We start from the raw sequence: 11,571 nt of genomic DNA on the forward strand, positions 1-11,571 counted from the left end.
GCCATGTTCGAGGTCCACCCTCCGGGTTGCGATTTTTACTTCACCGCACGTCCCATCGTCAACAGCCATGTTGCCTTGCTCCAAAGCGCAATCCAGATGTTCAACGCAGCCCGGCTGCGCGGCACGATTGAACGGGTCAAAAGCGTTTTTCGCCGTTGTTCCTGGCGTCTGCTCGACCTGGACGTTATCCCCACCAATCAGGTGCGCCATCGGCGCTACGGCGGCATCCAGGGCGTCAGCTTGAGCCAAATCTGCGGCAGTATGGGCCGCGCCAACGACTTCGATCGCCACTTTCATCCTTTGGACGACCGTTTGCGTGACCGCTGGGTCAGCGTGGCGATGACCCGCAGCCAATACATCCCGCTGCCTCCGGTCAACCTGGTGCGCGTGGGCGACCGCTACTTCGTGGAGGACGGCCACCACCGCATCTCGGTCGCTCGCGCCCTGGGCGAAAGCACCATTGACGCTGAAGTCAGCATCTGGGAGGTGAGCGGTCCGCTCCCCTGGGAGAAACAGCCGACGCCGCCGCTGGTTTGGCAGCGTGCGTGAGCGAGGTGACACATGACACACATCCTGATTGCTGACGCCGACTCCCGCACCCGTCAAGCGCTCATGCTGCTGCTCGAGCACAAATTGGCAGTAGATTGCGCGGGCGAAGCCTGGGATCGCGTCTCGCTGGAGCGCCAATTGGCTGCGCTCAAACCTGATGCACTGCTGTTGGACTGTCATCTGCCTGGCCTGACCACGGCAGATATCACAGCCCTGTTCGAGCGCTCAACCGGCGTCCGCCTGGCCTTGATGAGTGTGAACGCCGATGACATCGTCATGGCTCAGCGACTCAATGCCACGTTCGTCTACAAAGGCGCGCTCCCCGAGGAAGCCCTGGCTGTGCTCAAAACGCTGCTATCAGCCAGAGAGCCTACGGCCAACGGCTCCACATAGGCTGCCAAGAGAAGGGATTACGCGATGCTTTCCATCCTGTCCGGCGATTCCGATCCTGCCGCCATCGAGCGCGCCCGCAGCGGCGACTGCCGCGCCTTCTCCCCCCTGGTTGAGGCTTACCAGGCGCCGATCTTTAATCTGTGCTATCGCATCCTGGGCAATCCCCACGACGCTGAAGAGGCAGCGCAAGAGGCTTTCCTGCGCGCCTATTCACGGCTGGACAGCTACGACCCCGCGCGGCCGTTCAAGACCTGGTTGTTCTCGATTGCCCATCACCACTGCATTGACCGCTTGCGCCGCCGGCGGCTGGATTGGCTCTCGTTAGACGACGAACCGGCCTTGGACACCGCGGCCTGGCGCAGCCCGGCCCCCACACCCGAGGAGAGCGCCATGCGCCGCGAGCAAGAAGGCGACATTCAGGCGCTGCTGAACGCCCTCTCTGCACAAGACCGCAGCGTGCTGGTGATGCGTTACTGGTACAACTTGTCTTATGAGGAAATTGCCGCGGCGACCGCCTCCACGGTGAGCGCGGTGAAGAGTCGGCTGCATCGTGCGCGCTGCGCGCTGGCGAGAATGATCGGTCAGGTTCACGGCGCCGATGCGCTGGATATTCGCCATCCCCATCGCCCAAACCCTGCCCTGGCTGGGAGCAAGGCTACTGCTGATCCACGCCGCGCGACATCCTCACGACGGCTCCCCATCTGCAGCCCTTGCGCGGCCAAAGGGTAAAGCCCGCCGCACGGTCTGCATGTCAGGGTCGTTGAAGGCGCCGCTGAGGATCAGAATCACAACGTAGGCCAGCGCGCCCAGGATGATCTCTACCACCAGGGGCAAGTCAAGCGCCTGCGCGCCGGCCAGCGTCGCGGCCATGCCGAGTCCGGCCAACAGCGGCCGGCCGGCAATTTGCCCCCACGGCAGGGGCCCCACGTGCCGATGAACGCTGAGCATGAAAGGAATGCACAGCGCCAATTCTGACAGGCCGGTGATGGCGGCCGCGGCGTAGAAGCTGAAGCGCGGAATGAGGATCAAATTGGCCGCGACATTGAAGATCACGCCAATGATGAAAGCCCGCGTCAGGAAACGCTGCTGGTCCACCGCAATCAGCACATACTGGGTGACGCTGTTGGTGAAGCCGATCGGAATGGACCAGATGAGCAGTTGCAGCGCGACGGCTGCGCCCGGCAAATAGCCCGCACCGCCCAGGATAGCGATCAACGGCGTGGCGATGAAGGTCACCATGATGGCGATGGGCAGGCTGACCAGGCCGAGTAGGCGCAGCGCCACGACGTAGGAACGCAGCAGTGTGGTGCGCCCGCCGTTGCCTTGATCGGCCTGCGCATAGCGCGACATCAAGGGGAAGATCGCCAGCGTGAAATACGAAGGAATGACGTTGAGGCCGTCAATGTACTTGTAAGCTGCCCCGTACAGCCCCACCGCAACCGCACCCGCCAGCGGCTTGAGAATCCAAACGTCGAGGCGAAAGAAGATGTGCGCCAGCAGGTGATTGAGCATCAGCGGCAGCGAATCGGTCACCATGCGGCGCTGCAAGGCCGGATCGAGGTCGCGGCGCGTGGCCGGCGCCAACGGCAGCTTGCTGCGCATGAGGGCCAGCAGCCAGAAGACCTGCACCAGGTTCATGACCACCGAGACGCCGGCCAGGCCCACGAAACCCCAAGAGAGCGGCGGCAGCAGCACCAGCGCGCCCAGCGCCACCTTGCTCAACGCAATCGCCGACGAGATGCCTGAGGGATACTCCATCTGCTCGAACGCATTGAACACCGCGCTAATGCCGTCGGCGATGGCGGCGAAGAGCAACGCCAGGGCAAAACAGCCGATCGCCAACCCCTCTTCACGCGTCAGCCCGCCCCAGGCTCCATAGGCAAGCATGACCGCGGCCAGGATGGGTAGCGACGCCAGCCACAGCCAGCCGCGCAGCACGGTGACATTGAGCAGATAACGATTGGCCTGCGTACGGTCGCGCGCCACCTCGCGCGTGAGCAGGGTGCCCAGGCCGAAACGCACGAGAATCTCGAAGATGACGTAGAAGCCGATCGCAAAGGTGTAGCTGCCCTCGCCGGCCGGACTGAGGATGCGCAGGCGCACCAGCGCAAAGGCGAAATCAATCCCTTTGTTGAGCAGCGCCAACCCCATCGGCACCAGGCTGTTCTTGGCCACGCGCGAGACCTCGTGCGACTCACGGTCGCCGCGGTAGTAGCGCCCCCATGCCCACCAGCCGAGCAGCAGGAACAAGGCCATGAACGCCAGGAAACTGGTGTACAGGCCCAACTGCAGCGACAGCGGCGCATACTTGAAGCGCACCGTCTGCTTGCCGGCCTCCAGATGCACCGTGCGGAAATTGCCATCCGCGCGCCAGATGGTCAGGGCCTGTTCGTCCTCTGAAGCGCCGCCCTGCGGCCGCGTATACGCCTTCCACCCGCTGAAATAGGCGTCGGTCAACACCAGCCAGCCGGGCGAGGCCAGGTCCACGTCAATGAAAACCTCGTTGGGCTGGTAGCTGGTAATGACAGGCGCCGCGGCAGGCTCCGCCGCAGGAGTAACGGCCGTGGGCGCGGCGCTTAGCGCAGCAGGATCGTCCACCACAACCGTCTGGCGCAGATTGACCTCGGCCAGGCGTGACAGCACCTGATCAGGCGCGGCCAGCTCGACTGTGGCCGCGATAAAGGCGCGTGGAAAGGCATTTTCGTTGCGATAGACCTTGACCGGGTCGGAGGAAGACTCGTAGATCAGCGTCCAGCCCGGGAGATTGAGCGGCAGCTCGGTGATCACCCAACGCACGCCGAGCAGCTGCGTGCGCGGATCGTTCAGGGAGGCGGGGTCGTAGAAGGGCGAGATGCGATTGTAGAGCAGTTGGCCCTGCGGCTCGATGGCCTGCATGTACTGCACGTATTGGCGCAAGATGATCGAATCGTAGCCGCGCACATCTTGCAGGCCCATCAACCAGCCCAGGTTGGCATTGAGGGTCTTGGAGGTGGTCTCACCTTCCAACGAGGTGATGCGCCCCAGCTCCTGGCTGGCCTGCGCCTTGAGGACGCGGATGGCCGGCGGCTCCACCGCCAGCAGCGCCGGGTCTACGGCGGGGTTGAAGGTTCCCGTCGCCAGCCATAAATCGAGCGCCGCGATCGCCAGCGCCAGCAGCGGCCAGCGGCCGCGCCAGAAGCCAGGTTTCTGCGCGGAATCTGGTTGCTCGCTCCGTTGACTCCAGCGCAAGACTGCGCCGGCGGCGACGAGGGCCAGCGCCAGTTTGAGCAGGTTGGGCGCCTGGTAGCTCCAAAAGGCGGCGCGGTCGGCAAAGGCTGCGCGCGCCAGATCAGCCCTGGCCAACAGACCCGCGCTGAGGGCCAGGAACGGGCCGGGCCACACCAGGCTGAGGCCGACCGCCGCCGCCAGGCCCAGGCCGGTCAACAGCAGCAGCCAGGCCAGCCGCGTCAGCCAGCGCCGACCGATCCCCGCACGCAGCGCGTCCAGGCCAAACGCGGCGAGCACGGCCAGGCTCAAGGTCAGTGGGAAGACCCACCGAAACGCGGAGTGCAATTGGCGATAACCGGGCAGGCCGTAGAAAAGGATGGCATAGAGCGGCGTACCAAAGGCAAAGGCCAGGGAAAGCAAGGCCAGCACGGCAAAGAATAGGACGGCTGAACGGCCGACGCGGCCGGGTGCGGACGGGGCGGCATCCACCGGGCGCGCCGCGGGATGGCGCGCGCGCCGGCCGTAGACCCACATGCCGATGCCCGCCATGACCACTGGCAGCACGCCGACATAATTGGCGCCTTCGACATAATTCTTGACGCCCCAGAAGATGGTGGGCGTTGCCTGCCAGGTGCGCGCCCACAGGTCGGTGTAGCCGTGGTGCGTGGGATTGCCGAAGAAATCGGGCAGCAAGAAGGTGATCAATTGGCGCAGCGGCCAGGCCCAGCCAACGACCTGGGCATAGGAGGCGGAGCCTTCACGGAAGCTGCTGCGCACCAGCTCGACCAGGGGCCACAGTTGCACCGCAGCCAACGCCAGGCCGGCCGCCGCCATGACGATCAGCCATGCGCCCAGTCGCAGCACGGGACGCCACGCGCCCAGCGCGCGCTGCATGGTCAGCAGCCGCCAGAGCGCAAAAAAGGCCATGACCAACAGCGTGTAATAGGTAATCTCGATGTGACCGGCCAGCACCTGGATGCCGAGGATGAGCGCGCCGCCCGTGATGTAAGGGACCGGCGAGAAGGGGACATTGCCCTTTTCCGTCTGTTTCTGAATCACCTTTTCGATGATCGCCAGCAGCAGCGGCAGCCACGCCGCCGCGGCCAGGATCATGGTGAAGACGACGCTGGCAATGCTGAACGCGCTGAAGGCAAAGGTGATGCCGGCCAGGGTGGCCGCCACGCGCGAGCGCCGCAGCACGCGAGCCAGGATGTAGACGTTGAGGCCGGTCAATGCCAGTTGCAGCGCCGTGAACCAGTCGTAGGCCTGCGGCAGTGGCAGGATGTAGAAGAGCAGGCTCAGCGGATAGAGCGCCGAATGTTGGCCGGCAGCCAGGAACGGCGCCCCGCTGAAGAGATACGGATTCCAGAGCGGCAGCTGTCCGCTGGCGAGCGACTGGCGGATGAATGTCTTCCAGACCAGATTCTCCAGCACCAAGTCGCTGATCAAGCCGTTGTACGGCGTTGTGACGCCGTGGGCAGCCGCAAGACTGCGCCAAGGCTCGAACGTATAGAGACTGTCAAGCGGCAGCAGCGTGCGGCCGCTGAATAAAACCGGCGCAAACCACAGCAGCGGCAGCAGAAGTAAGATGAGCAGCGGTCCGGCCAGGCGGCGCAGCCGCGCAGCAAGGGCCTTTTTCATCGGCGATCAGGCGTGTCGCCGGTTGCCTGGAGTGCAGCTGGCCGCGTGGAGGCAGGTTGAGGCAGCGGGCGGACGTTACGATAACGCCAACGCAGGAGCCAGGTGCGCCAGGCCGCTTCAATCTTGACCGAGTTCGACATCTTGGAGTGTCCGGCGCGGCGGTCTTCGAAATAGATGGGAATCTCCAGCGCGCGAAAACCGAGACGCTCGGCCAGGTAGGCCATCTCCACCTGGAAGACATAACCATTGCTGCGGATGGGATAGGTCAGAATGGCTTCCAGGGTGGCGCGTCGCCAGCACTTGAAGCCCGCGGTGGCGTCCTTGACGTGCAGCCCCAGGATCACCCGTGCGTAAATGGCGTTGGCCCACCAGCTCAGCAGATGACGCCACCAACTCCAATGGCGATCGAGGCGACCGCCGCTGACGTAACGTGAACCGACCACCACATCACAGCCCTTGATGGTGCGCAAGAATTCTGTCAGGTAGGTGGGTGAATGGGAAAAGTCGGCGTCCATCTGCACGATCAGCTCTGCGCCCTGGTCGAGCGCGTAACGAAAGCCCGCGCGATACGCGGAGCCGAGTCCCTGCTTGCCTGGCCGGTGGATGACGTGCAGATGGCGGGGGTGGGTCTGTTGCAGCCGGTCGGCCACCTCCCCGGTGTGATCGGGCGAGTTGTCGTCCACCACGACGATATGCAGATTATCAACCGCCAACGCAAAGAGGGCTGCGACGATGGCCGGCAGATTGGTGGCCTCATTGTAGGTTGGAATCACCACAAATGTGGCGGGTGACGTGGCAAGGATGCGCGGCCTGGTGCTCATCATAGGGCGAGATTATACTAGCCTGCCACATTTGGCGCAAGACACAAGCAGGCTCATCAGCGATTCTCCATGCCCCACGGAATTTAGGCTTTAGCTGCTGGTTTTTCTATCGAGTCATCTCTACGATAACAGCGTGGCTTTCAGCCAGTCTTGTGGTCAGGTGAAGCATCAGCCGCACCCCGTGCTTGCGCTTGCAAACGGGCCAGCTGCGCGCGCAGGCCTGCCAGTTCGGCTTCTGCGTGGTCCGCGCGCTGCGCCTCAGCCTGCGCGCGCTGCGCTTGGACTTGGGCTTGCATCATGGCTTCGGTTGCTGTGGGAATAACGAGACGTGTTGACGGATCAACCAGGCGCAGCATCGTCTTATCGGGGCGCAAGATCAACCCCAGCTCGGCGCTTACCAACGTACCGTCTGCAAGCAGGGGGATCGGTGCATAGAAATGACCTTCCAAACGGAACCCTTGCAGGGATGGTTGCAGGTATTCACCCAACGGATCGAACAGGAAATACTCCTTGACGCCCAGCTGTTCGTACAGGACGCGCTTCGCGCCTACATCCTCATCGCGTGTGTCGCGTGACGTGATTTCAAAAATAACGCAGGGCGCAACTTGCTCCTCCCACAACTTGTAGATGCGGCGATCGTAGCGGGCAATGCCCTTCACCACGAATACGTCTGGGACTTTGAAGATGCGCGGCTTCCCTTCGACATAATAGAACAGCATGTCTGCGGCAACATAGACTTGCTCATCGGCGCGAAAGGCGTAACGCAATGCTTCACGCAGGTAGATGATAACAGAAATGTGCCAGTCAGTTTCACCCATAGGTTTACCATCCGATTCGGGATAATAGATTTCGGCCTTGGGCGCCTTACGGCTTCCCAGTGGAGCCATGACACTGGGAGGCGATGGCCGCGCGGGCTGCGCAACAGGCGGATTGGCAATCTTGACGGTGTTCATGGTTGGTTCTCCTTGCTTGATGACCATACTGTAGCGTAATTTTTGATATTTGACAAGCGGGTAGCTTCCTGAACCGCAGCGACTTTCTTGCCAGCGCGGGCAGATGGCGTTAAAATGACTGAACATCCGTCTGCCGCATCGTCGGTTCTGCTTGACGAATGATGCCGCCTGCCTGCACCGGCTTCTCCTTTGATCCTGGTTACGTGTTGGCGGACGAGACCATACGGTTTGTCAGCGAACCGCTTAGGTGATTGATGCCTGACCATACCTACTTCGCCAACCTGATCTGGCAGATTGCCGATCTGCTGCGCGGACCTTACCGGCCGCCGCAGTACGAACGCGTCATGCTGCCCATGACCGTACTGCGCCGCTTCGACTGTGTGCTGGCGCCAACCAAGGCCCAGGTGCTGGCCGAGCACAGCCGGCGCACGGGCGGCAAGCTGAACGACGACGCCCTCGATCTGCTCCTCAACCGCGCGGCCGGGCAGCGCTTCCACAACCACTCGCCCCTGGATTTCGAGAAGCTCAAGGGCGACCCCGACCATATTGACAAGCATTTGGTCAGCTACATCAAGGGTTTTTCGGCCAACGTGCGCACCATCTTCGACTTTTTCGAGTTCGAGGCCGAAATCGAGAAGCTGCGCGAGGCGAACATCCTCTACCTGGTCGTCTCCAAGTTCTGCGACGTGGACCTGCACCCGAACGTCGTACCCAACGAGCAGATGGGGCTGATCTTCGAGAACCTGATCCGCCGCTTCAACGAGCTGGCTAACGAGACCGCCGGCGACCACTTCACCCCGCGCGAGGTGATCCGATTGATGGTGAGCATCCTGTTCATCAACGATGATCAACTCCTGGCAACGCCCGGCACCGTGCGCAAGCTGCTGGACCCGGCCTGTGGCACCGGCGGCATGCTGGCCGAAGCGCAGAACTACCTGCGCGAGCACCACGCGGCGGCCCGGCTTTACGTCTACGGCCAGGATTACAACAAGCGCGCTTTTGCCACCGCGGCCTCGGACATGCTGATGAAGCAGGTGGACCACAACGGCGGCGGCGACAACGTGCGTTTCGGCGACAGTTTCACCGACGACCAGTTCAGCGGCGAGCGTTACGACTATCTGCTGGCCAACCCGCCCTTCGGCGTGGATTGGAAGAAGCAGCAGCGCGAGATCGAGCGCGAGCATGATAAGCTGGGCTACGGCGGTCGCTTTGGCGCGGGGCTGCCGCGCGTCAACGACGGCGCACTGCTCTTCCTGCAGCACATGATCAGCAAGTTCGAGCCCCTGCTGCCTGACCAGCAGAAATACGGCTCGCGGCTGGCGATCGTCTTCAGCGGCTCGCCCCTCTTCACCGGGGGCGCGGGATCAGGCGAGAGCGACATCCGTAAGTGGATCATCGAGAACGACTGGCTGGAGGCGGTCATCGCCCTGCCGGAGCAGATGTTTTACAACACCGGCATCGGCACCTACGTCTGGATCGTGACGAATCGCAAAGAGCCGCGGCGCAAGGGGAAAATCCAACTGCTGGACGCGCGTGAGTTTTATGTCCCCATGCGCCGCAGCCTGGGCGACAAGCGGCGCAAGATCGGCGAGAAAGAGGATGGCCGCGACCAGATCGGCGAGATCGTCCGGCTATACGGTCGTTTCGAGGATAGCGAGACCTCAAAGATATTCGACAATGCCGACTTCGGTTATACCCGCGTCACCGTCGAGCGGCCGCTGCGCCTGTGCTGCCGGATGACGGGCGCTGCGAAAACCCGCTTCCTTAAAACCTGCCCGGAACTGGGCAACGATCTGGATGCTATTGACGAGACGCTCGGCCGCGAGCCAAAGACCGATTGGGATGTGACCTGGGCCACCATCGAGCTGCTCCTGCGAGGACGCGGCGCGCGCTGGAAAGCCCCCGAACAGAAACTCTTCCGCAGCGTCTTCACTGTTAAGGATCCCGCCGCCGCGCCGGTCAGACTCCCCTCGCCCTCCGGGAGAGGGGCCGGGGGTGAGGGCGTCGAACCTGACCCCGACCTGCGCGACTTCGAGAACGTCCCGCTCACCGATGACATCGCCGCCTACTTCACCCGCGAGGTGCTGCCTCACGTGCCCGACGCCTGGATGGATCGGGGCAAGGACAAGGTGGGCTACGAGATCAACTTCAACCGGCACTTCTACAGGTACACCGCGCCGCGGCCGCTGGAGGAGATTGACGCCGATCTGAAGCAGGCCGAGGAGGAGATTCTGCGGCTGCTGCGGGAGGTGACGGAGTGAGTGAGACCCAAGCCGCCCTTTCCGGGCAAGAAAAAACCCTCTGACGGGCTAGGTTCGAGGAAACCAGTCCTCTCACACACGGCATGGCGCCGACGTTCGCTCGCAGCAGGGCATCTTTCCAGAGTATAAGCGATAAAATGGCACAAGTCAAGACCGAAATTCGACAGTTGGGAGCACAAGATTTCGCAGAACCGCGCGCCGGCTGGCGCGTTGATGTCGCCGCGGGAGGCGCGCATGACCAAGAGCGGCTGCTGCGGGAGGTGACTGAGTGACTGGTGATGGACGCAGCGCGTCAAGCGAAGCGATATGGCTCGATGGTGTCCCGTCGCATTGGAGCATTGACCGGTTGAAATGGTCAATCGCCGGACTATTTAATGGCGTATGGGGAGATGAGCCTAACGGCATCGACGACATCATTTGTGTCCGCGTTGCAGATTTTGATCGAACTCACTTCAAAGTAGCGAACGATCCGCCGACGCGGCGGGCTGTTGAGATCAAGGACCGAGTTAACCGACTGCTGCATCCTGGAGATATGCTCATCGAGAAGTCAGGCGGTGGCGACAACCAGCCCGTAGGTTGTGTCGTGTATTTCGACCAACGCTATGACGCCATCTGCTCGAATTTCATCGGACGGATGGTAGTTGCCGCCGGAATGCATTCGCGGTATTGGTCGTACGAGCATGCTGCACTCTATGCAGGACGCCTCAATATCCCAGCCATTAAGCAAACTACAGGGATACAAAACCTCGACACGGACGCCTATTTCAATTTGCGGGTCGCCTATCCACCATTTGATGAACAACGCGCCATCGCCAACTACCTCGACCGCGAGACCGCTCAGATAGATGCCCTGGTCGCGGCCAAGGAGCGGCTGTTGACGTTGCTGGCGGAGAAGCGACGAGCGCTGATCACCCGCGCCGTCACGCGTGGCCTCAATTCGGATGTGCCCCTGCGCGAGTCGGGGCTGCCATGGTTGGGGGAGGTGCCGGCGCATTGGGAAGTTACTCGGCTGAAGTTCGTTGCCGATGTGCAGGGTGGTCTGGCGCTTGGAAAAAACTACGGAGCAGCAGATACAGCCGAATACCCATACTTGAGAGTAGCTAATGTTCAGGATGGCTACCTTGATCTCTCTGAGATCACCACAGTGCTTGTCCCAGAGAATGAAGCTAAGTCTTGCCTACTGCAATCTGGCGATGTTTTGATGAATGAAGGTGGTGACGCAGACAAACTAGGGCGAGGTTGCATTTGGCTCGGCGAGATTAACCCTTGCCTCCACCAGAACCATGTCTTTGCAGTCCGCCCCAAGCTCATCCGGTCCGAATGGCTCGACGCATGGACCTCGACTGATACCGCAAAGGCTTATTTTGAGAGTCGAGCGAAACAGTCCACGAATTTGGCGTCAATTTCAGGGACGAACATCAAGGAATTGCCAATCCTTGTTCCTCCAGATGAAGAGCAGCGCGCCATCGTCGCCCACATCGCGGCGGAGACGGCCCGGCTGGATGCGTTGGCGGCGGCGACCAAGCGCAGCATCGCTCTGCTCAAGGAGCGCCGCGCCGCGCTCATCGCTGCGGCGGTGACGGGACGGATGCAGATTTCGGAAGCCGCGTAATACGGCGAATGAGTCAATCAGCGACAGGATGTCGGCGTCGGCGAGCTGTGACAAGCGATGTGTTTTCCCGGGCGGGAGCGCAGCAGGGTTGGTTATTTGACGGTTATTTGATGGGGTTGATCGTTGCCCCCCAG

8 protein-coding genes are annotated in these 11,571 nt (G+C 62.1%); 5 read left to right on the top strand and 3 right to left on the bottom strand.

What is annotated here, in order from left to right; genetic code table 11:
• Nucleotides 1-3 precede the first annotated feature (3 nt).
• From ACPQ6D_RS14150 to ACPQ6D_RS14160, 3 genes are read left to right on the top strand one after another with little or no spacing between them, the layout of a single operon-like run.
• A complete protein-coding gene (locus tag ACPQ6D_RS14150) occupies nt 4-549 on the top strand; it encodes a hypothetical protein (protein ID WP_423224988.1) in 546 nt (181 codons plus the stop codon).
• 12 nt (nt 550-561) lie between these two features.
• Nucleotides 562-942: a helix-turn-helix domain-containing protein gene (locus ACPQ6D_RS14155; protein WP_423224989.1), complete on the top strand. Its 381-nt coding sequence runs from the start codon at nt 562-564 to the stop codon at nt 940-942.
• Nucleotides 943-966: 24 nt separating this feature from the next.
• A complete protein-coding gene (locus tag ACPQ6D_RS14160) occupies nt 967-1,671 on the top strand; it encodes an RNA polymerase sigma factor (RefSeq protein WP_423224990.1) in 705 nt (234 codons plus the stop codon).
• Here ACPQ6D_RS14160 and ACPQ6D_RS14165 read toward each other — a convergent pair.
• From ACPQ6D_RS14165 to ACPQ6D_RS14175, 3 genes are all read right to left on the bottom strand, one after another.
• Nucleotides 1,627-5,790, bottom strand: a complete 4,164-nt coding sequence (locus ACPQ6D_RS14165; RefSeq protein WP_423224991.1) for a flippase — start codon at nt 5,788-5,790, stop codon at nt 1,627-1,629. The two genes, ACPQ6D_RS14160 and ACPQ6D_RS14165, sit on opposite strands and share 45 nt — an antisense overlap.
• The gene (locus ACPQ6D_RS14170) at nt 5,787-6,614 is read right to left on the bottom strand and encodes a polyprenol monophosphomannose synthase (RefSeq protein ID WP_423224992.1); all 828 of its coding nucleotides are present in this window, start codon (nt 6,612-6,614) and stop codon (nt 5,787-5,789) included. Before ACPQ6D_RS14170 ends, ACPQ6D_RS14165 begins: the two co-directional genes overlap by 4 nt.
• A gap of 137 nt (nt 6,615-6,751) precedes the next feature.
• Nucleotides 6,752-7,564, bottom strand: coding sequence for a Uma2 family endonuclease (locus tag ACPQ6D_RS14175; RefSeq protein WP_423224993.1), 813 nt, complete (start codon nt 7,562-7,564; stop codon nt 6,752-6,754).
• Nucleotides 7,565-7,818: 254 nt separating this feature from the next.
• On the opposite strand from ACPQ6D_RS14175, the gene ACPQ6D_RS14180 reads away from it, so the two are divergent.
• A complete protein-coding gene (locus ACPQ6D_RS14180; protein WP_423224994.1) occupies nt 7,819-9,825 on the top strand; it encodes a type I restriction-modification system subunit M in 2,007 nt (668 codons plus the stop codon).
• 268 nt (nt 9,826-10,093) lie between these two features.
• Complete coding sequence (locus ACPQ6D_RS14185; protein ID WP_423224995.1) at nt 10,094-11,437, top strand: restriction endonuclease subunit S; 1,344 nt, start codon at nt 10,094-10,096, stop codon at nt 11,435-11,437.
• Nucleotides 11,438-11,571 lie beyond the last annotated feature (134 nt).

Origin of the sequence: Candidatus Amarolinea aalborgensis (assembly GCF_900491745.1) — a bacterium.
GTDB classification, from domain to species: Bacteria; Chloroflexota; Anaerolineae; order SSC4; family Amarolineaceae; genus Amarolinea; species Amarolinea aalborgensis.

What these genes read in the sequence shown, in the direction of transcription:
- ACPQ6D_RS14150 (WP_423224988.1), top strand. Translation starts at nt 4, where the DNA reads ATGTTCGAGGTCCACCCTCCGGGTTGCGATTTTTACTTCACCGCACGT.
- ACPQ6D_RS14160 (WP_423224990.1), top strand. Translation starts at nt 967, where the DNA reads ATGCTTTCCATCCTGTCCGGCGATTCCGATCCTGCCGCCATCGAGCGC.
- ACPQ6D_RS14170 (WP_423224992.1), bottom strand. Translation starts at nt 6,614, where the DNA reads ATGATGAGCACCAGGCCGCGCATCCTTGCCACGTCACCCGCCACATTT.
- ACPQ6D_RS14180 (WP_423224994.1), top strand. Translation starts at nt 7,819, where the DNA reads ATGCCTGACCATACCTACTTCGCCAACCTGATCTGGCAGATTGCCGAT.
- ACPQ6D_RS14165 (WP_423224991.1), bottom strand. Translation starts at nt 5,790, where the DNA reads ATGAAAAAGGCCCTTGCTGCGCGGCTGCGCCGCCTGGCCGGACCGCTG.
- ACPQ6D_RS14155 (WP_423224989.1), top strand. Translation starts at nt 562, where the DNA reads ATGACACACATCCTGATTGCTGACGCCGACTCCCGCACCCGTCAAGCG.
- ACPQ6D_RS14175 (WP_423224993.1), bottom strand. Translation starts at nt 7,564, where the DNA reads ATGAACACCGTCAAGATTGCCAATCCGCCTGTTGCGCAGCCCGCGCGG.